The organism is Micromonospora sp. DT231 (assembly GCF_049847025.1).
Classification (GTDB): Bacteria; Actinomycetota; Actinomycetes; order Mycobacteriales; family Micromonosporaceae; genus Micromonospora.
In genome coordinates this window covers 1-19,510 of the sequence record NZ_JBNCNO010000002.1, presented here as the reverse complement: position 1 = coordinate 19,510, position 19,510 = coordinate 1, and the positions used below count along the sequence as shown (strand labels likewise).

The 19,510-nt window shown below is 71.0% G+C and carries 17 protein-coding genes; 9 read left to right on the top strand and 8 right to left on the bottom strand.

The annotated features are described in order from the left end of the window. The first annotated feature begins 423 nt into the window (after window positions 1–423). Window positions 424–1,146 carry an SDR family NAD(P)-dependent oxidoreductase gene (locus tag ACPXBU_RS04845; protein ID WP_393364617.1) on the top strand — a complete coding sequence of 241 codons (723 nt, stop codon included), beginning with the start codon at window positions 424–426 and terminating at the stop codon, window positions 1,144–1,146. Window positions 1,147–1,262: 116 nt separating this feature from the next. On the opposite strand, the gene ACPXBU_RS04840 is transcribed toward ACPXBU_RS04845, so the two are convergent. Beyond that, complete coding sequence (locus tag ACPXBU_RS04840) at window positions 1,263–4,493, bottom strand: S8 family peptidase (protein ID WP_425756748.1); 3,231 nt, start codon at window positions 4,491–4,493, stop codon at window positions 1,263–1,265. A gap of 181 nt (window positions 4,494–4,674) precedes the next feature. Between ACPXBU_RS04840 and ACPXBU_RS04835 the strand changes: the two genes are divergently transcribed. Next, window positions 4,675–5,175, top strand: a complete 501-nt coding sequence (locus tag ACPXBU_RS04835) for a sigma-70 family RNA polymerase sigma factor (protein WP_393364612.1) — start codon at window positions 4,675–4,677, stop codon at window positions 5,173–5,175. Beyond that, on the top strand, window positions 5,168–5,884 hold the full coding sequence (locus ACPXBU_RS04830) for a hypothetical protein (protein WP_425756746.1): 717 nt from the start codon (window positions 5,168–5,170) through the stop codon (window positions 5,882–5,884). Before ACPXBU_RS04835 ends, ACPXBU_RS04830 begins: the two co-directional genes overlap by 8 nt. A 42-nt stretch (window positions 5,885–5,926) precedes the next feature. Here ACPXBU_RS04830 and ACPXBU_RS04825 read toward each other — a convergent pair whose 3' ends face one another. After that, entirely contained in the window at window positions 5,927–6,589 is a 663-nt protein-coding gene (locus ACPXBU_RS04825) for a hypothetical protein (protein ID WP_425756744.1), read from the bottom strand. A 20-nt stretch (window positions 6,590–6,609) separates the two neighbouring features. On the opposite strand from ACPXBU_RS04825, the gene ACPXBU_RS04820 reads away from it, so the two are divergent. The 4 genes from ACPXBU_RS04820 (at window position 6,610) to ACPXBU_RS04805 (ending at window position 12,424) form a co-directional block, all read left to right on the top strand. Next, a complete protein-coding gene (locus tag ACPXBU_RS04820) occupies window positions 6,610–7,977 on the top strand; it encodes a HupE/UreJ family protein (RefSeq protein ID WP_425756742.1) in 1,368 nt (455 codons plus the stop codon). Window positions 7,978–8,120: 143 nt separating this feature from the next. Continuing rightward, entirely contained in the window at window positions 8,121–10,094 is a 1,974-nt protein-coding gene (locus tag ACPXBU_RS04815; protein ID WP_425756741.1) for a fibronectin type III domain-containing protein, read from the top strand. Between the two features lie 91 nt (window positions 10,095–10,185). Next, window positions 10,186–11,253 carry a WxL protein peptidoglycan domain-containing protein gene (locus ACPXBU_RS04810; RefSeq protein WP_425756739.1) on the top strand — a complete coding sequence of 356 codons (1,068 nt, stop codon included), beginning with the start codon at window positions 10,186–10,188 and terminating at the stop codon, window positions 11,251–11,253. A 199-nt stretch (window positions 11,254–11,452) separates the two neighbouring features. Then, window positions 11,453–12,424 (top strand): NADP-dependent oxidoreductase, encoded by a 972-nt coding sequence (locus ACPXBU_RS04805; RefSeq protein ID WP_425756737.1) that lies wholly within the window; start codon window positions 11,453–11,455, stop codon window positions 12,422–12,424. Between the two features lie 4 nt (window positions 12,425–12,428). On the opposite strand, the gene ACPXBU_RS04800 is transcribed toward ACPXBU_RS04805, so the two are convergent. From ACPXBU_RS04800 to ACPXBU_RS04785, 4 genes are all read right to left on the bottom strand, one after another. Further along, window positions 12,429–13,022 carry an HAD family hydrolase gene (locus ACPXBU_RS04800; protein ID WP_425756735.1) on the bottom strand — a complete coding sequence of 198 codons (594 nt, stop codon included), beginning with the start codon at window positions 13,020–13,022 and terminating at the stop codon, window positions 12,429–12,431. 16 nt (window positions 13,023–13,038) lie between these two features. After that, the gene (locus ACPXBU_RS04795) at window positions 13,039–14,295 is read right to left on the bottom strand and encodes an RNA polymerase sigma factor (protein ID WP_393364592.1); all 1,257 of its coding nucleotides are present in this window, start codon (window positions 14,293–14,295) and stop codon (window positions 13,039–13,041) included. Between the two features lie 2 nt (window positions 14,296–14,297). Beyond that, complete coding sequence (locus ACPXBU_RS04790) at window positions 14,298–14,645, bottom strand: YciI family protein (RefSeq protein WP_425757520.1); 348 nt, start codon at window positions 14,643–14,645, stop codon at window positions 14,298–14,300. A 108-nt stretch (window positions 14,646–14,753) separates the two neighbouring features. Then, window positions 14,754–15,941 (bottom strand): low temperature requirement protein A, encoded by a 1,188-nt coding sequence (locus ACPXBU_RS04785; protein WP_425756733.1) that lies wholly within the window; start codon window positions 15,939–15,941, stop codon window positions 14,754–14,756. Here ACPXBU_RS04785 and ACPXBU_RS04780 point away from each other — a divergent pair. Beyond that, on the top strand, window positions 15,922–16,083 hold the full coding sequence (locus ACPXBU_RS04780) for a hypothetical protein (RefSeq protein ID WP_425756731.1): 162 nt from the start codon (window positions 15,922–15,924) through the stop codon (window positions 16,081–16,083). The two genes, ACPXBU_RS04785 and ACPXBU_RS04780, sit on opposite strands and share 20 nt — an antisense overlap. 63 nt (window positions 16,084–16,146) lie before the next feature. On the opposite strand, the gene trpS is transcribed toward ACPXBU_RS04780, so the two are convergent. Both trpS and ACPXBU_RS04770 read right to left on the bottom strand, forming a co-directional pair. Beyond that, window positions 16,147–17,205, bottom strand: coding sequence for a tryptophan--tRNA ligase (gene trpS / locus ACPXBU_RS04775; protein WP_393364582.1), 1,059 nt, complete (start codon window positions 17,203–17,205; stop codon window positions 16,147–16,149). Between the two features lie 266 nt (window positions 17,206–17,471). Beyond that, window positions 17,472–17,942 carry a PRC-barrel domain-containing protein gene (locus ACPXBU_RS04770; protein ID WP_425756729.1) on the bottom strand — a complete coding sequence of 157 codons (471 nt, stop codon included), beginning with the start codon at window positions 17,940–17,942 and terminating at the stop codon, window positions 17,472–17,474. Between the two features lie 502 nt (window positions 17,943–18,444). On the opposite strand from ACPXBU_RS04770, the gene ACPXBU_RS04765 reads away from it, so the two are divergent. Continuing rightward, window positions 18,445–18,699, top strand: a complete 255-nt coding sequence (locus ACPXBU_RS04765) for an SCO4848 family membrane protein (RefSeq protein WP_425756727.1) — start codon at window positions 18,445–18,447, stop codon at window positions 18,697–18,699. Window positions 18,700–19,510: the final 811 nt, after the last annotated feature.

Below are 19,510 nucleotides of genomic sequence, written 5' to 3'. Positions count from 1 at the left end.
CGGTGCCTCTTCTGCTCACACATCTGATTCCACCCCCTCCGACGTGTCCGTGCACCGTGTCCTCGGTCACCACAACGCCGGGAGTCGTACCGGTCGGTACACGGGCACCGCGCCAGACGCGATTATGGAACGAGCACCACAGAATATTGCGTCACCAAGAGTCCCCGCACCTCATCCTAGGGCAACGACGGGGCCGTTTTGGACGTCTGTATCGCACTATTGGGTGGGCCGTGTGAGCGCAGTTACTTTGTCGAGCGTTCCAGAACTGGCTAGCGTTCCGCCTCGTGAAGCCCCACGGACCGTCGATGAGGTCCGACACCTCCGTTGTCAGTCCGTGGATCTTCAGCCCCGCCGCGCAGCGGCACACCGGTCGAGGAGATGTGGGACGAGATGTCTGGACGGTTGGATTCGAAGGTGCTGGTCGTGACCGGCGGTACGCAGGGCATGGGCCTGGCGTTCGCGCAGCGGGCGGCCACGGAGGGGGCGCGCGTCGTGATTGGCGCCCGGGACAAGGACCGGGGCGAGGAGGTGGCCGCGCAGATCCGCGACGCGGGCGGTAGCGCCCTGTTCGTGCCGACCGACGTGACGGTCGAGGAGGAGATGGCACGGCTCGTCGAGACCGCGGTGTCGGAGTTCGGGCGGCTGGACGGCGCGTTCAACAACGCCGGCGGCGGCCCGATGGCAAGTGTCCGCGAAACCGACAGTGACGACTGGCAGCGGTCGCTCGCCCTCAACCTGACGAGCGTCTTCTACGGCCTCAGGTACGAGATCCCGGCGATCATCGCCTCCGGCGGTGGCGCGATCGTCAACAACGCCTCCGTCTCCGGCATCAAGGGCGACGCGACGCAGGCCGCCTACAACGCGTCGAAGCACGGCGTCATCGGCCTGACCCGCTCGGCGGCACTCGACGTCGCCCGTTCCGGTGTGCGGATCAACGCCCTGGTCACCGGCCTGATCGACACGCCGCTCTGGCAGGGCGTCGTCAGCCAGGCCCCGGAGATCGCGGAGCGCTACCTGTCGGCGCAGCCGACCGGACGAGCCGGCACCTCCGACGAGGTCGCCGCGCTCACCGCCTTTCTGATCAGCGACGAGGCCACCTTCATCAGTGGCGCGTCCATCGCCATCGACGGCGCCCTCACCGCCTGAGGCGTCGCGGACGCCCCGAGTGCGGGAGGCGCCCTCACCGCCTGAGGCGTCGCGGACGCCCCGAGTGCGGGAGGCGGCCCGAAACAGCCGCCCGCCTCGCACTCGGGGCACGCCCGTCAGGCGATCCGGTAGGCCCGCTGGATCGTCTGCGTGACCGTGTTGCCAGCGGTGTCCGCCGCCGTCACCCGCAGCGACACGAAGCCGGGCCGGCGGGGGTGAGCGATGAGAGCGACACCCCGCAGCACCGGCAACGCGATCCACGTCCTGCCGTCGTCGAACGACGCGGAGACGCCGAGTTTCCGATTGGCCGCCGCCGTCGACCCCGCCTGCCGGTCCAGCGCCACCGGGATGGCCATGACCCTGCCCGTCCGGGCCGTGTTGGTGTCATCCAGCGCCGGTGTCGGCCGGGCCGTCGTCAGCGGCAGTCGCTGCGGTGACGACGTGTGCGCCGAGGTGAAGGTCCACGCCACCGAGACCGAGGTCGACAGCGTGTCCGGGGCGGCGCGGGTGATCGTCGCCTCCAGTCGGTAGGTGGCCTTGCCGGCGGGCACGGCGAACTCCGCCCACGGGCTGTCCGAGCTGCCGATCTCCGTGCCGTCGCGCAACAGCCGGAGCCGCACCGGCCGGTCGTCGCGGCTCGCGGGGCGTCCCGCCGCGTCGCCGAACAACGGCAGCGACGCGACCGAGATGGTGTCGCCGTCGCGGCCCGCGTACCCCAGGGGCGCCAGGCTGGGTGCGTGGGCCACCGTGGGGCCGAAGGGCGCCGCGTTCCAGGTCTGGGCGTACGTCCGGCCCGCCTGGAAGGTGGAGTCCTGCGTGCTGGAGTTGTCGCCCTCGAGGAACGTGGACGTCCAGGTGATGCCACCGTCGGTGTTGTAGTACTCGGTGCCGTGGAACGGCAGGTCGAGCGGCGTGCTCGAACCGATCGGGCCGGACCCGCCGGGTGCCGACGCGCGGTGGAACCGGACGGCTGTCGCGGCCGTGGACTGGCTCCGGTAGGTCGTCCGGACCGTGGCGAGGTTCTTCGCCGAGAGCTTCCCGGCCAGACCCGTGAACATGTCGCCGGGGCGGACGTACGCCAGGTCGTACGTGTAGGGGCTGTTCCGGAAGGTCCCGTCCGCGCCGGGGCGGGCGAGCCCGACACCAAGCGTCGCGGTGAACTCGGGTGCGGCGACGGCGGGCCCGATCCGGCCGAAGAAGACGTCCCCGAACGACACCCCGCTGAGCTGGACACCCGGGTAACGGAAGCCGTCGTCCCAGTTCGCGCTCACGTTGATCGCGATGGGTGCGGCGTCACGCTGGGGCACCGTCAGCGCGACCGGCTTGGCGGTGCGGGCGTCGACGGCCTCGGTCACCGGGCCGCGTACGTCGAGCACGGGCTGGACCAGCAACGTCGACGCGTCGCCCTCGTGGATGGTGCTGTAGAGCGCGTACCGGCCCTTGGGCAGCCGCAGGGTGCCGCCTCCCGGTGCCCCGTCGAGGGTGCTGAACTCGCCGGTGGCCAGGTTCGCCGCCACTGTCGTGTACCCGGTGGCCGGTCGGCCGTCGCGCCCGGTGTGGGTGAGCCGTACGTCGTAGCTCTCGATCTCGCGGTTGAGCGCGAACGGCGTGCGTACCCGCAGGTCTCCGGCACCTGTCGCGGTCAGCGCGCCCTGGTAGACGCCGTCCGGAGCGTCCACCCGGGTGTCCACGGTGATCGTCGCCTCGGCGCGACCGCCGGCCGGCACCACGAGCGTCGCCGGGCTGACGGTGAGCATGCCGGCCGGGGCCGGGACGATGCCCAGCGTCAGGGTGACCGGCGTGCTGCCGGTGTTGCGGTAGCCGACGACCTGGGTGATCGGGGTGTCGTCGGCGTGCGGCCAGCGCTGGACCGGAAAGTCGATGGCGGCGACGTCGGCGGCGACCGGCTGGGCGACCGCGCGGGCGATGTCGACCCGGCCGGCGCCCTGCTCGTAGATGGTGTCCTCGCCGGTCGGCTTGGCCGAGTCCATCAGGGCGGCCTTGAGCTGCGGGCCGGTCCAGTCCGGGTGCTGCCCGGCGAGGATCGCGGCGGTGCCGGCCACGTGCGGAGTCGCCATCGAGGTGCCCGACATGGTGGCGTAGTCGCCGCCGGGGGCGGCGGCCACGATGTCGACGCCGGGCGCGCTGATCTCCGGCTTGATGTGGTTGTCGCCGATGCGCGGGCCCCGGCTGGAGAAGTACGCCCGCTTGTCGTCGGCGTCGACCGCGGCGACGGCGAGGGCGTCGTCGGCCGAGGCCGGCGAGGAGACCGACTTCGGTTTGCCCTCGTTGCCGGCCGCCACCACGAAGAGCGTGCCGTACTGCTTGCTCAGCTCCTGCACCGCGGTTTCCAGCGGGTCGAGGCCGGGAGCGTCGTCGCCACCCACGCTCAGGTTGACCACCCGCGCCTGCGGCGCGAGCCACTGCATCCCGGTGATGATGTCCGAGTCCTGGCACTCGGTGGTGGCGCAGACCTTGCCGACGAGCAGCTTCGCCCCCGGCGCCACACCGCGATACCTTCCGCCGGAGGCAGCGCCGCTGCCCACGATCGTCGACGCCACGTGGGTGCCGTGGCCGACCGCGTCGCCGGGGTCGTCGCCCCCGGTGAAGTCCCGGACCTCGGTGAGGTGACCCGCGAAGTCGGGGTGGCTTGCGTCGATCCCGGTGTCCAGCACGCCGACCGTGACACCGGTGCCGTCGAACCCGGCCTGCCAGGCCGCCGGGGCGCCGATCTGCGGCACACTGCGGTCGAGGGAGACCCTGCGTTTGCCGTCCAGCCAGATGTGGGTGACCCCTGGGGCCAGGGTGCGCGCGGCGGCCGTCCCACCGGTGAGCGAGCCCCAGAGCGTGACCCGGTCGTCCGGTTTCGCCCGTACGGCCAACGCGTGGGTGGCGGGCAGGTCGGCCCGGACCCGCGCGGCGCCCCCGACGGTCGCGGCCCGCGCCTGCGCCGCCGCGTTCTCCGGGTACGCGACAAGCAGCGGCAGCTCGGCGGCCCGGTCGTCGTAGCCGAACCCGCCGAGCACGGTGAGGTCGAACAGCCGCCGGTCGAGGCGTCCGTCCCGCAGCAGTGGCATCGCGTCCACCGGGATGACGATCTGGTGGCCGCCCTCGCGGCTGGTCACGAATCGCATGCCGGCCCGCCCCGGCCCGCGCTGGATCGTCGGGTGACCGTTCGCGTCGAGCGTGACTTCGTCGCCGGTGATCAGCGTGAAGGTGCCGGGTCTGCCGTCGACAGTGGCCCCCGGCTTCACCCCCGCGTTGGCCGGGGTGGCCGTCAGGCCCGCCGCCACCAGCGCGGTCGCGAGTACGCCGGCTGTCAGCGCGCGTCGTTGCCGTCGTCGCACATCGTCCTCTCCGCCACGGGCGTCTCCCGGGACGGCACGATGACGCCTGGCCGGGGCGTTAGGTTGATCACTCTGCTGTGATGGGCGTCACAAACCGGCCCCGCGCCGAGGTGTCCGATTCACCCCGAGGGGTTGCATGCGGCGGTGACCAGCGGAAACGGCAGGGGAGGGCACCGGTCGGATGCGTGATGCCGAGGAGTTCGACGCCCTCTACGCGGCCTGTGCCGGCCGGGTCGTGGGTCACGTGTACGCGCTGACCGGCAACCGGGCCGAGGCGGAGGATGCCGTCGCCGAGGCGTTCATGCGGGCCTGGCAGCGCTGGCGGACGGTACGGGAGGCGGACAGCCCGGAGGCGTGGGTCCGTCGCGTCGCGTCCCGGATCGCGGTCAGCAGTTGGCGCAAGACGTTCAACCGGATACGCGCGCATCGCCGGGCCGCTGTCGACCAGGGCGTTCCCGGGCTGAACGAGGACCATGTCGCCCTGTTGCAGGCGTTGCAGCGGCTGAGCGCCAACGAGCGCCGGGCCGTCGTGCTGCACCACCTGAACGATCTCAGCGTCGCCGAGGTGGCGGCCGAGATGCAGGCTCCCGTCGGGACCGTGAAGACGTATCTCGCCCGTGGTCGACGAGCGATGGCCGGGCTGCTGACCGACGCGCACCAGGAGGAGACGTCCCATGGCTGATCCACGCGACGAGCTCACCGCGATCGTCGACGAGGTCCGGCGGGTCGCGACGCTCCCCTCCGCGCAGACGTTGCGGCAGCGCAGCGACAGGCGTCGGCGGCATCGGGTGACTGTCGCCGCCGGCGTGGCGGGGCTGGCTGTCGTGGCCGTTGCCGCTGGCACCACTCTGTGGCAGGCGCGGGCCGGCGTCGAGACGCCGGGTGCCGGCCCGGCCACCCAGGTCGCACCGTCCGTGCCCCCGTCCGCGCCAGCCCCGTCCGCAACCGCCTCGGCGGGACCGCAGCAGATCCTCGGCGGCGGGCGCCAGGTCCGGATCGTGCTGCCCGGCATGCGCGGCGCCACCTTGGCGATCGACCGCGACGGCGATCAGGTGCGGGCCACCAGCGAGCAGGACGTCGAGGATCGGGCGCTGTGGGTTCTCCACCCGGAGGGCGACAGGTACCGGATCCGTCTGGCGTCCGGTGCCAACGCGATCTGCATGACCGTCGTGCACGACGCCGCGCCGGGCAGCGTACGCGGCCGGGCGTGCGATGCCGCCGCCTCGACGCAGCTCTTCCGGATCGAGCGGGTCCCCGACGGCAGCTACTCGATGTTCCAGGGGAAGCGCTACGTCCAGGTGGTCGACGGCACCAACGCCCTGGTGCCCGACCTGCCCGAGGGCCTCACCACCACTTACGAGTTCGAGGACCGTGGGCCCGCCCCGCGCTGAACCGCGAACGGCCCTGGTGCGGACAGTCCTCGTCCACCGCCCTCAGAGCCAGACCACGATCCCGGTCAAATCGTTGAGGACCGCCGCCACACCCGCCCGGACGGCGGCCGCGCAGCGCTCGGCGGTGAACGACTTCGGGTCGTACGTGGAGGACATGCCGAGCCCTTCCCCGCGGAACGACGCGCCATCCCAGTCGACCGATGTCACGTTGTGGGTGGGCTCCGCCAGCTCGGCGCCCACCACGAGGAACTTCTCGTCCAGGTGGTTCGGGGTGACCAGGGCGAGGGGATCGATGAGGTCGCCGCCGGCGCTGACGATGAGGTCCGGGTTCATCTCCATGGCCTTGGCGATGCTGGGAATGGCATCGTGGGCGTTGCCGACGACGATCGTCCGGAGATCCGCGTGCTCGTCGTCGGCCCACTCCCGCACGGCCGTCACCAGAGCCTTCGTCGGGTCGTCAGAGCCGGCGGTGAGCAGGACGACCCGGTAGTCCTCCGGTGGGTGGACCCCGGCCCACGAGCCGGGTTGCGGCGTGATCGTCGCCTCCGGAGCGGGGGTGGTGGAGGGGTCGACGAATCCGGGGCCGAGCGTCCCGACGGCGCTGGGTGCGGGGTGCGGCTGTGACCAGTCGTCGCCGGAGTCGCAGGCGGCGACCAGCGCGGCGGTCGCGGCCAGCATGGCGACGGCGCGAAGCGGGGGGCGCAAGGTGGTCGTCCTCTCGAGTGGTGGCGGCAGCCTCGTATTCCTATCTCAATTCCCTGCGCCGTTTGTCCACGGGCGGTCGTCCGGGGCCGTTGTTTTCCGGCGGTTCGTCGGCGCGCGGGCTGGTGTTAACCCGTGCCCTGCAACGTGCACTGGCCTACCGAGGGAGTCGCATGTTGGGGCGCGTTCGCCGTACCGTTATCGTCATCGCTGTCGGGATTGCTGCGGTGGTGCTCCCATTCTTGGCCGCCGGACCGGCCTCCGCGCACGGCTTTTCGTCGACTGTGTACGCGAAAATAATGGCCGGAGACGAGGGTCACATCCGTACGGCGATGGACCTCGAATACGACCTTCTCGTCGTGTCCGCCGCGGATTCGGGTCACGACGACCCGCTCTTCCAGGCGGGCACGGCCGCGTTCGACGCGGGCGACGGCGACGCCCAGGCCGCGGCACTGAAGAGCCATTCGTCGACGGTCCTCAGGTATGTCTCCGACCGGTTCTCGGTGAGCGCGCGGGACGCGGCCTGTCGGCCAACCCAGGTGGGCGACGCGACGATCGGCGAGCGCGAGGGCGTGCCGTACGCGAATCTGCTGCTCGACTGGACCTGTCCCGAGCGGGTCGGCGAGCACGAGGTGCGCGGCGCGCTGTTCCCGGACGCCGAGGGCTACGTCAAGGGCACCAAGACGATCGTCACCTACGACATCGACGGCCGGTCGGGCAGTGCGGCGCTGGACAGCGCCCACCCCACCTTCTCGACGGGGCAGGCGTGGTACCAGCGGTTCGGGGAGTTCTTCCTGCTGGGCGCCGAGCATCTGCTGTCCGGGATCGACCACATCCTGTTCCTGCTGGCGCTCATCGCCGGATCGCGGCGGCTGCGGGAGATCGTGCTCGCGGCCACCAGCTTCACCCTTGCGCACTCGGTGACGTTCATGCTCGCGGCGCTCGGCCTGGTCGAGGTGCCGGGGGCGATCGTGGAGCCGGTGATCGCGTTGTCGATCGCCGTCGTCGCCGGCTGGCACCTGTGGGGTATCTGGCGACGCGGCGAGCACGCGACAGACCTGGACACGGCGGGGCAGGGGCACTTCAGCCTGGATCGGGCGGGGTGGATCCGTCTCGGTGTGGTGTTCTGCTTCGGCCTCGTGCACGGCCTGGGCTTCGCGGGCGCGTTGGGCATCGACGAGGCGTGGTCGTGGACTCTGCTGTGGTCGCTGTTGGTGTTCAACATCGGCATCGAAGCCGTTCAGTTGACGATTATCGCGGTGGTCTTCCCGCTCCTTCTGGTCCTGCGCCGCCGTGCGCCGAAAACCGGGATCTGGGCGACCGGCGTTGTTTCCGCAGCCGTGTCCGTCATGGGCCTGATCTGGTTTGTGCAGCGCGTTTCCGGGTCCTGAGTAAGGCTAAGTAGTTCGTGAAGTGCAGGCTTTCGCAAGATCACGTTCATGGTCGGTTAACCGGGCGGCGAAAGCGTGGATTTGCTTCCCCGCGTCGGGTGAAGTCACCATCCATTTCTCTATTTGAAAAGGGAACAATGTCGATGACATTGAGCACCTCGACACGGGCCCCCGGGCTTGTGCGGCGGCGCGTGGTCGCCGGGGTCGCAGCCGGCTTCCTGGGAATGGGCGCGGCCCTCGGTAGCGGCCTGATGGCCACTGCGAGCGCGGCCGAGTCCACCACGATCACCGGCGTGGTCCTCGGCGTCGGCGCCAACGAGACCCAGCGGATCGTGAGCTGGTACTCCTCCGCGGACACCGCGCAGAAGATCCAGCTCGCCCCGACCGCCGAGATCGTCAACGGCGAGTTTCCGGCAGGCGCCGTCAGCTTCGACGCCGTCGGCGCGGCGAACACCTCCACCACCGGTTTCAACAGGCACGCCACGATCAGCAACCTGCGGGAGAACACGGCGTACTCGTACCGGGTCGGCGCCGAGGGCGGCTGGTCCCCGGCGTACGCCTTCAAGACCCAGGACTTCGAGGGCGACTACGACTTCCTGTTCTTCGGTGACCCGCAGATCGGCTCCTCCGGCGACCGGCTGAAGGACCAGGCCGGCTGGGAGGAGACCCTGAAGGTCGCCACCGGCGCCAACCCGAACGCCGAGCTGCTGGTCTCCGCCGGTGACCACGTGGAGAGCGCCAACGACGAGGGGCAGTGGAGCTCGTTCCTGGCCCCCGAGCAGCTCCGTCAGTACCCGCTCGTGGCCACCATCGGTAACCACGACGTCGGCGGCAAGTCCTACGAGCAGCACCACTTCACCCCGAACACCGACCGCTCGGCGCAGTACTACAACGGCGACCAGGCGACCCGGTCCGGCGGCGACTACTGGTTCATCCACAAGGACGTGCTGTTCATCGACCTGAACAGCAACAGCTACGCCAACCCGGCGGACGGCTCCGCCGGCGGCGACGCGGCGCACGTCGCGTACGTCACCGACGTGATCAACAAGCACGGCTCCGAGGCCAAGTGGAAGGTGCTCGTCTACCACCACTCGATCTACTCGCCGGCCAGCCACGCGACCGACACCGACAACAAGCAGCGGCGCGAGGACTTCACCACGGCGTTCTCCAACCTCGGCGTGGACATGGTGCTCCAGGGCCACGACCACAGCTACACCCGCAGCTACTCCATCAAGAACGGCCAGAAGGAGAACCCGGCCGAGCAGCCCGGCGCTGCCGACGTGTTCCCCGGCCCGGGCGGCGTCATCTACGTGACGGCGAACTCGGCCTCCGGCTCGAAGTACTACGACATCAAGAAGCCGGACGACAGCGGCACCGGCATCCGGGGCAACGGCCCCGACCCGCTCGACCCGGGCAAGTACTGGTACAACTCGGTGCAGAACCAGGAGCACGTCCGCAGCTACGTCAAGGTGCAGGTGCGCGGCGACAAGCTGGTCCTGGCCAACGTCCGCAGCGGCACCTGCGCGGCGCCGAACGCGGCCGTCGAGAAGGGCCTCTCCTGCGTCAACACCCCGGAGGGTCAGCCGGTCGGCTCGATCGTCGACAAGGTCACGGTGCACCCGTACCACGGTGACGGTCAGGCCATCCAGGTCAACGTGCCGAACCCGGCTCCGGGCGAGTTCGGCTGGACGATCGACGGCTACAACGGCCTCGTCGACCTGGGCACCGCCCAGGAGCGCGACGGCACCTTCTTCGAGGCGGCCGGCAAGATCAACCCGATCCTCGTGTCGGACAGCCGCCGCTCGCTCGCCCCGTGGTCGATCTCGGCGAACGTCGGCGACTTCTCCGACGCCGACAAGAAGTTCTCCGGCTCCTACCTGGGCTGGAACCCGTACGTGCTCGACGGCGGCGCGGGCGCCGAGGCCGGTGCTCCGGTCCTGTCGTCCTTCGACGACCAGGGCAAGGGCCTCTCGGTCTCCAGCGCCCTCGCCGCTGCCGCGCAGGGTCACGCGCGGGGTGGTGCCCGCCTCGGCGCCGACCTGGATCTGAAGATCCCGGACAGCATCGCGAAGGGCAGCTACCGCACCACGCTCACGATCACCGCGCTGAGCAGCTGACCGACCTGTTCCATCCGGCGGGGTAGGCACCTTCGGGGGCCTGCCCCGCCACCCATGTGCAGTCCTCCCAAGATCACCTCAAGGAACCGACATGTACCCGTCCGTAACGCGCTGGAAGAAGCGTGCTCGTACCACCGCGCTGTCCCTGCTCGCCGTCGTCGCGACAGTCGGCGTCGGCGCCGGCCCCGCCCTGGCGGCGGACGGCAACGTCGCCTGGACGGTCCGCACGGCCTCCAACGGCTACGGCGAGGCTCGGTCCAGTTACAGCTACAACGTCAACCCCGGCGGCGCCGTCGAGGACGCCATGGTCGTCGCCAACCGCGGCAAGGCGCCGCTGACCCTGTCCGTGTACGCCGCCGACGGCTTCACGACCGACGCGGGCCAACTCGACCTGCTCACCAGGGACGCCAAGTCCGTCGCGATCGGCGCCTGGGCGAAGCCGAAGGCCGGCAGTGTCGTGATCCAGCCCGGCAAGACCGCGCAGGTCCCCTTCACGGTGGGCGTCCCGGACAACGCCACGCCCGGTGACTACGTCGGCGGGATCCTCACCACGCTCACCCAGGCCGACCAGGCCGAAGGCATAAACGTCGACAGGCGCCTCGGCATCCGGATCAAGTTGCGGGTCGGGGGCGAGCTGAAGCCGAACCTCGCGATCGAGGACCCGCACGTGACGTACGGCGGTTCGGTCAACCCGTTCCGCAAGGGCGACGCCACCATCACCTATAAGATCCACAACGTCGGCAACGCCGCGCTCTCCGGGCAGCAGGCGGTCTCGGTCTCGGGGCCGTTCGGCGTGCTGCGGGTCCGGGCGAAGGACATCGCCGCGCCGCCGGAGCTGCTCCCGGGCGAGAGCTGGGACGTGACCGTGCCGATCGCCGGGGTCGCCCCCGCCGTCTCGCTGGCCGCGACCGTGACCGTCACGCCGCTGCTCACCGACGCCTCGGGCTCCACCACCTCGCTCAAGCCGGTACAGGTCACCGCGCACGGGTGGGCGCTGCCGTGGATGTTGGTGCTGGCGCTCGTCGTCCTTGTCGCCGCGATCGTCGGGGCGTACCTCTACCGGCGTCGCAACCGGACGCGGCGCGCGGTACGCGAGGACGCCCGCGTACGCGACGCCGTCGAGCAGGCCCTTCGTGGCCCGAAGCCGCAAACCTCCTGACCACGCCCCTCCCTGTCCCTCTCCCGCGATCGTGCACTTTCTGCGCCGGCACAGCAGGGCGTTCCACGCGTACCGGCACCCGGAACCGCACGATCGCGCGGCGGTCGCCCTTGTGGGTGAACGGCACTCGGCTCCGGACCGCGCCCGTCCCCGAGCCGGCATGCTGCGACGGTGACGCCGGCACAGAGGGGGAATCCACATGGTTGACGGGGATGTGCCAGAGCGGATGCAGGCCGCGGCCCTGGACGAGTTCGGTGGGCCGGAGGTGATCACGCTGCGGAAGCTGCCGATCCCGCAGATCGCCGACGACGAGGTGCTGATCAAGGTCTGGAGCGCGGGCGTCGGGGTGTGGGACGTGTACGAGCGGCAGGGTGTGCTCGTGCCGGAGGGCTCGGCCCTCCCGATCGTGCCCGGCTCCGACGGCGCCGGCACCGTCATCGCCGCCGGCAGCAAGGTGTCGAACGTCGGGGTCGGCGACCTGGTCTACGTCTCCGCCACCACCCGCCCGAAGGGTGGCTTCTACGCCGAGTACGCCGCGGTCAAGGCGGAGTACGCGGCGAAGGTCCCCGCCGGTGTGCCGGCCGAGCACGCCGGGGCCATGCCCACCGACGCGCTGACCGCGCTGGCCGGGCTCGACACCGTGAGCCTGTCGGCGGGCGCCTGGTTGTTGATCTTCGGTGCGAGCGGCGGCCAGGGCCACCTGGCCGTGCAGTTGGCCAAGCGGCAGGGCCTGAACGTGATCGCCGTTGCCTCCGGGGCGGACGGCGTCGCGCTTGTGACCCGACTCGGCGCCGACGTGTCCCTCGACGGCCACGCCGACCCGACCGAGGTGCTCGCCCGCATCCGGGACGCGGCACCGGCCGGGGTGGACGCCATCCTGGCGATGGCGGGCGGCAAGACGCTCGACCGGCTCACCGAGGCACTTACCGACGGCGGTGTGGTCGCCTTCGCCCACGGGGTGCAGCCGGAGCCGCAGGAACGGCAAGGTGTGGTGGTCCGGGCGTACGACGGCGAATCGGGCCCCCGACAGCTGCAGCGCCTCAACGAACTCATCGAGGCCGGCCCGTTCGTGGTGCACGTCGCGGAGAAGTTCCCGCTGGGCAAGGTGCGGGAAGCGCACCAGCGCCTGGAAACCTCCTACCCGGGCAAGCTGCTGCTGACGGTGGCCTGAGACCTCAGCGCGGCGAGCGCTGCTGCGGCACGCGTACCGACGCCATGCCGGCCGCGGTCGCGGCCTGGATGCCCAGGTCGGTGTCCTCGAAGACCAGGCACGACCCCGGGGGTACGCCGAGGTGCTCCGCCGCGAGCAGGAACGCCTCCGGGTCGGGCTTGGCCCGGGTGTAGTCCTCGGCGCAGACCAGCACGTCGAACCGGTCCAGCAGGCCGAGCGCGTCGAGCGAGGCGGTGACCGAGGCGCGGGTGCTGCCGGACACCACGGCGAACGGAACCCGCCGGTGGGCGTCGTGGATGTGCGCCACCACCTCGGGCACGGCGGCGAGCTGCGGCAGCAACTCCTCGTAGTAGCTCTCCCGGCGCTCGACGACGGCCGCCACCGGCATGGCCAGACCCTGCTGCTCGTTCAGGGCGACGATGATGTCGGCGGTGGGTCGCCCACCCCAGGCGTAGAAGAGGTCCTCCGGAAACTCGCAGCCCCACTCCTCAAGGGCCCGCTGCCAGGCCAGGTAGTGCAGCGGCATCGAGTCGACGATGGTGCCGTCGCAGTCGAACAGGTACGCCGCGAACTCACCGGATGGCAGAGGCAGAGTCATCGGGGAAGGGTACAGCTCACTCGGTCGTGACGGTCTTCAGCCGGCTGAGCAGGTACGCGCGCTCCGGTTCGGTGCCGACGAGCGTCAACGCGCTGCGGTACGCGGCAGCGGCCTCGTCGTACCGGCCGAGCCGGCGGAGCAGGTCGGCCCGCGCCGCCGGGTAGGGGTGGTGGCCGCGCAGGCGGGGATCGTCGGCCAACTCGTCGAGCAGCGCGAGCCCCGCCTCCGGCCCGTCCCGCATGGCCACCGCGGCGGCCCGGTTCAGCGCGACGATCGGTGAGGGCACCAGGCCGAGCAGCACGTCGTAGAGCGCCACCACCTGCGGCCAGTCGGTGCTGGCCACGTCGGCGGCCTCGTCGTGCAGCGCGGCGATGGCCGCCTGCACCCCGTACGGGCCGGGCGCTCGGCCGGTCAGCGCGACCACCACCAGGCCGCGCCCCTCCTCGATCATCTGATGGTCCCAGCGTCTCCGGTCCTGGTCGTCGAGGAGGACCATGGCGCCGTCCGGCCCGGTACGCGCGTCCCGTCGGGCGTGGACCAGCAGCATCAGGCCGAGCAGCCCGGCGACCTCCCGCTCGGCGGGCAGCAGCCGGCGCAGGATCCGGCCCAGCCGGATGGCCTCCTCGGCCAGGCCGATCCGTTGCAGGTCCGGGCCGGAGCTGGCCGCGTACCCCTCGGTGAAGACCGAGTAGACGGCCTGGAGCACCGTGGGCAGACGAGCGGGCAGCTCGTCGGGGCCCGGCACCCGGAACGGGATGCGGGCGTCGCGGATCTTCCGTTTGGCCCGGACGAGACGCTGGGCCATGGTGGCGGGCGGCACCAGGAAGGCCCGGGCGACCTCGACAGTGGTGAGGCCGGCCAGGAACCGCAGGGTGAGTGCGCCGCGATCCTGCGCGGCCAGGGCCGGGTGCGCGCAGGTGAAGAAGAGCGCCAGCCGGTCGTCGGGCAGGTCCCGGTCCGCGTCGGCGGGCGGCGCGTGGTCGGCCCGCTCGGCCTCCGCCCGGAGTACGGCGAGCCGCGTCGCCAGCACCCGGTCGCGACGTAGCCGGTCCACCGCTCGACGCCGAGCGGTGGTGAGCAGCCAGGCGCCCGGCCGGCTCGGGACGCCGTCGGTCGGCCAGTGCGTCAGCGCCGCCTCGATGGCCTCGGAGGCGACCTCCTCGGCCAGGTCGAGGTCGCCGAAGCGGCGCACCAGCGAGGCGAGCAGTCGGCCGCGTTCCTCCCGGAACACCGCCTCCACCGACGACCCGACGGCTGCCTCCTCACCCGGCACGGTCAGAACTGCGTGTCGATCTCGAAGATCGGACGGACCTGTACCGATCCGGTGGCGATGGCCCCCGGGCTGCGGGCCGCCCAGTCCAGCGCGGCGTCGAGGTCCGGCACGTCGATGACGTCGTACCCGCCGAGCAGTTCTCGGGTCTCGGCGAACGGCCCGTCGGTGATCGTGCGCTCGCCGTCCGAGCCGACCTGCACAGTCGTGCAGGTCGTCAGGTCCTGCAGGGGATGCCCGGAGACCCAGACCCCGGCGTCCTTCATCTCCCGGTCGTAGCGGATCCAGTCCTCGAAGCTGCACCCGTTGTCGACGACCTTCCCGTCGACCATGGGGCTCATGAACAGCAGCATGTACTTCACGTCTCGGCTCCTCTCGGTGCGGCGTGTCGCCGTACAGCATGACGACGGTCGAGGTCCGGGGATATCGACACGGCCGGTCAGGTTTCTCGGGCCGGGACCTCACGACGCCGGGTCACGTCGCTCCGTCCGTCGCTCGAACCAGGTCACCCCGATCAGGAAGGCGGTCAGCAGGGTGAGCGCCGCCAAGGGTGGCAGGGACCGACCGATCGGCAGCAGGGGCAGCGGCAGCAGCGCGGCGACGACCTGCGTCGGGTACACCACGCGAACGGTCAGCCGCTGAAATACCAGCCTGCTGAGCAGGTAGAGGGCGGCGCCGCCGTAGAGCGCGGTCGCGGCCTGCCAGCCCAGCCGGCCGGGATGCGTCGACTCCTCGGTGAGCTGGGTGATCACCTCCTCGATGCCGAGCGCGACGTAGATGACGCCGATGATCAGCGTGGAGTGCCCGAGGCCGTACGCGTCGCCGGCAACGCGGGCTCGTCGCTCACCCGGCACGTTGCCGACGGCCTCGCGGGCGGCGGACGCCAGCCGATCGAAGTAGAGCCACCACAGGCAGACCGTGCTGGTGAGGCCCAGCAGCGCGGCCAGCAGGGCCGAGCCGACCGGCGCCATCGCCCTCGGACCTGCGCCCGCGGAGATCAGGGACTCACCCAGCGCGATGATGAGCACCAGGCCGAACCGCTCGCTGAAGTGGTCCACGCTGCGGAGTTGCCATGGCCGGAAGGTGGACGCGATCCGGGCGCCGCCGATGTTCAACAGGAACGCGACGGTCCAGAGCGCCGTCTGGGCCGCACCGCCGAGGAGGGCACCGATGATCAGCGGAACCCACCCCAGCACCACCGGCACGGTGAAGAACCGCAGCGTCGAGCGCAGCGCGGGGTTCGTCGCGCTCGCCCAGAACAGGATCACGAGCTGTACGGCCCGGCCAACCACGTAGGCCAGGGCCAGCGTCAGCGGCGCGTCGAACAGCTCCGGGCTCTGCTGCCACGCGTCCGGCAACACAAGCGCGGCCACGAAGATCGCTGCCATCGCGACCAGGGTGATGGCGCGGACCGGGCCAACGTCCGCCCGGACCAGGTTTCCCACCCAGATGTACGGCGACCAGGAGTAGAGCAGCAGGAGCAGGAGGAGCAGCCCCTGGGCCAGGGTGAGCGCGCTCGGCGACACCGCCATGAACGTGATGACGCGGGTGAGCGCGAAGACGAAGACCAGGTCGAAGAAGATCTCGAACATCGTGGTCCGGTGCGGCACCCCCGCCGGCACCGGACGAATGCCGAGTATCCCCCTCATCCTCGCATTCTGCGCTATCGGGACTGCTGGCTCATCCGGTCTGCTCGCCCGACGCCGGATCCACATCCGCCAGGAGGACCGCACCCCGGACCTCTCCTGGACGCCGATCACCCTCGACCTGGCCGACGTCCGGATCCGCTGAGACCCCGATGGTGTCGCAGCGGACCCGGTGTCACGTCGCCGACCGGACGCGGACGCCCCGGCCTCAGGTCGAGGTGTCCGTCCGGCGCCGGCTCCGCTCAGCCCGCCGCCGCACCTGCTGGTACGCGCCGGTCAGCCCCATCGCCCGGCGTACCTCGACCAAGGTCTGGCGTACCTCCTGACGGGTCCGCTCCGTACCCTCGACGATCAACCGGTCCACGAACCCCCGGTCCGCCTCGATCTCGGCCCGGCGCTCCCGGATCGGCGCCAGGAACCCCTCCAACGCGACCACCAGGCGTTCCTTGACCTCCACGTCGCCCACCCGTCCGGCCCGGTAACGCCGGGCCAGGTCGGCCACCTCGTCGCGGTCCGGGTTGAAAACCTCGTGGTACGCGAACACCGGGTTGCCCTCCACCGTGCCCGGCACGTCGGCGCGCACCCGGTTCGGATCGGTGTACATGCCGAGCACCTTGCGACGCACGGTCGCCGCGTCGTCGGAGAGCGCGATGCTGTTGCCTCGGCTCTTGCTCATCTTGGCCGCCCCGTCGGTGCCCACCAGGCTCGGCGTGTCCGCCGCGATCAGCTCGGGCACCGGGAAGACCGGGCCGTACAGATGGTTGAACCGCCTGGCGATCTCCCGGGTCACCTCGACGTGCGCGGCGTTGTCCCGACCGACCGGGACCACCTCGCCCTTCACGCAGAGGATGTCCGCGGCCTGGAGCACCGGGTAACCCAACAACCCGTACGGCATCTCCTCCTTGCCGGCGTCGCGGGCCATGTCCTTGAGCGACGGCACGCGTTCCAGCCGGGGGACCGTCACCAGGTTCTGTAGCAGGGTGTTGAGGTCGCCGACCTCCGGGATCGCCGACTGGAGATAGAACGTGGCCCGTTCCGGGTCGACGCCGGCGGCGAGAACGTCCGTCACCATCTCCCGGGCGTTGCCGGAGACCTGGTCGATGTCCTCGCGGCGGTTACGAGTGGTGAGCATGTGCAGGTCGGCGATGATGAAGAAGCTCTCGTAGCGCTTGTGCAGCCGTACCCGGTTGGCGATGCTGCCGACATAGTGGCCGAGGTGCAGGCGGCCGGTCGGCCGGTCGCCGGTGAGCATTCGTGCGACGGACATGGTGATGCCTCTCGTTCCGTTGGTGGGTCACGCGTGGGCGCGCGCCGAGCGGGGCGGGTCAGCCCCCTCGGTCAGCGGGATCGGCTCAGCGAGCCGTCCGCCATCGCGCGCCGGCGCGGAACCGCAGACCACCGGCACGGAGGACACTCAGGAGTTGCTCACGGCCGTCGCCGGAGCTGGTCGGGATCCCGGGCACCGCACCGAGCGGGAGGCCGTCGACCATGTCGACAGCCTCCGGTGCGCAGTTGCCCGTCCGGACCACGACCTCACATTACCCGCGGGACGGCGCCCGGCGGGGGAAGGTGAGTGTCGGCGTAGTAGCTCCCGACGCGTTCCCGGTACGCCGGGTCGGCCGGATCCGCATCGAGCGGCGGCGCGTCCTTGATCTGCTGCTTGGTCCGGTCGACATGCACGACGCGTTCCTGGTGATCCACCCGCTCCACGGTGCCGGCGGGCAGCAGCACCTTCTGACCGAAGATCCAGGGGCCGGTGTCCACCACCAGGTGTCCGGCACCCGCCTCGTTGCTCGCCTCGTCGATGGTGCCGATCCGTCCGTCACTCGCCTGCACCTGGTAACCCACCAGGTCAATGGGCGTACCGGGACCGGGAGCGTCCGGACCGTCGTGGCCACCGTCCTGGCCTTCCGGCGGGGTGACCGACGGGGTGGTCTCGGTGTATCCGCCAGCCAGGGCGGACGGGTCGCGCCAGGCCCAGGGATTGAAGATCGACGGTTGCACGGGGCACCTCCGGGGGACGGTCCTCAGCTGTCCTCTTTCGAAGTGCCCACCGCTGCGGCGTCGAAAACGGCCCGATGAAGGCCCGAGCCCGTCACGCCGTCCGACCCGGCCTGGTTGGTGGGCCGTGGCTGGTGGGGCTTGGCTTGGGCGGGCTTGGCTTGGGCGGGCTTGGGTGGGGCGGCTTGGGTGGGCGGCTTGGTGGTGGGACGGGGAGCGCGGTGGCTGGCCGGGCTGGTGGTGGGACGGGAAGCTCGGTGGCTGGCCGGGCTGGTGGTGGGACTGGTGTCCGCTGCCACGCCGAGCTGGTGGCGCGGGTGGGTGTGCGCGCCGTGCCGAGCTGGTGGCGCGGGGTGGATGTGCGTGCTGCGCAGGGTTGGTGCGCGGGTGGGTCTGTGCTGCGCCGGGTTGGGTGGTGGGTGGGTGTGCGTTGCCATGCCGACGTGGTGGCGGGCGGGTGTCCGCGAACGGCCAGGTGAAGCGGTCGCTGGCATACTCGGCTGCCATGGTGCTGTCGCGTGGGTGGGCCGTCTTCCTGGTCGGGGTCGGGGTCTGGACCTGGGTTATCTGGCCGAGGTTCGCGGTCGCGATCTGGCAGGACCCGCGCTCCTGGACGTCCGGCACCGTCGCCGACGGCCCCGCCACCAGCTTTCTGTGGGTGCACGCGCTGCTGATCGCGGCGTCGCTGGCCATCGGGACGACAGTCGGTGTCCTCGGCATCCGAGGCTGGTTCGCCGCCCGTCGGCGGCAGGCTTCCTGACCCGCGCTGGTTCTGCCCTGCGCTGGTCTTGTCCCGCTGGTTCTGGTGCGCGCTGGTCTTGTCCCGCTGGTTCTGGTCCCGCCCCTGGCCTTGCCCCGCTCGTCCTGGTCCCGCGCTGGCCTTGCCCCGCTCGTCCTGGCCCGCTCGTCTTGTCCCGCTGGTTCTGGTCCGTGCGGCTGGTCTTGACCCGCTAGGTCCTGGCCCGCGTTGGTCCTGGTGGTGGTGCCGAGGCCAGGGTCGAGCAGTCGTCGGTCGGAGGCGCGCAACCGGTCGTCGGCGCGAGTGTGACGGGCGCCGCTGCTCGTGGATTTGACGATCAAACCCGCAGACGCGTAACTTTCTCTCTGCCAGCGCGGAACGGGGCAAACGGGACGGAAGTCCTGAGGCCCCGGAACGGACTGGCAACCGGGTCGAGTAGGGGTTCGCTCCTGCGAGACACGGTCCGGGCGGAGCTTGCCGGATCGGCCGCGAGGCGGATTTGGTGCGGCGAAGCCGACCGGGTAAGGTTCACGACCGGCAGGGCACCGGGCGAGACTGCGGGAAACCGCAGCGGCCGGCCTGCCAAATCCGACGACCTGACGCAGCGGTTCGCTGCTGCGTGAGTGCGCCGGCGCTAAGCCGTACGAAGCATGACAGACCGGGACACACGGTTTGACACGGCGAAGACGGTGAGGTAACGTAGTAAAAGTGCCCGGCGCGAGAGCGACGGGGACACGGAACGAAAAGCCCCGGTTGGGGTTCCACTGAGGTGGGGCTTCTGGTCGGTGTGTGGTTGTTCTTTGAGAACTCAACAGGGTGCTTGTAAAGCCAG